This is a genomic window from Geobacillus sp. G4 (assembly GCF_040327975.1).
In the GTDB taxonomy this organism is placed as follows: Bacteria; Bacillota; Bacilli; order Bacillales; family Anoxybacillaceae; genus Geobacillus; species Geobacillus thermoleovorans.
Map to the genome: position 1 here is coordinate 1 of NZ_JBEPJY010000120.1, position 254 is coordinate 254.

Annotated in this window: 1 pseudogene; it reads right to left on the bottom strand. The window is 37.4% G+C overall.

Features of this window, described 5'->3' with window-relative positions:
• Positions 1–254 (bottom strand): annotated as a pseudogene (locus ABS784_RS17190) (heavy metal translocating P-type ATPase); the annotation flags it as partial.

Here is a 254-nt window from a genome sequence, read left to right on the forward strand (position 1 = left end):
TGCTTTTCAATTCATCCATCAAATTTTTCATATCAGGTCTAAGTACATCTTTTAAAGCGATGCTTGCGGCAATTCCTTTTTCGTCTTTAACATAAACAACCGTTTTTCCTTGTTTGTATAATTTCTTGGAAACAGAGTTTTGAAATTGTTCAGCCTCTTCTTTTCCGACAAACGCAGCTTTCCCAACGAATATTTTCTGCCCGTTCCAAGAAGCAGAAACTCCAAACCCTGAATGTTCATCCACTGATACCCAT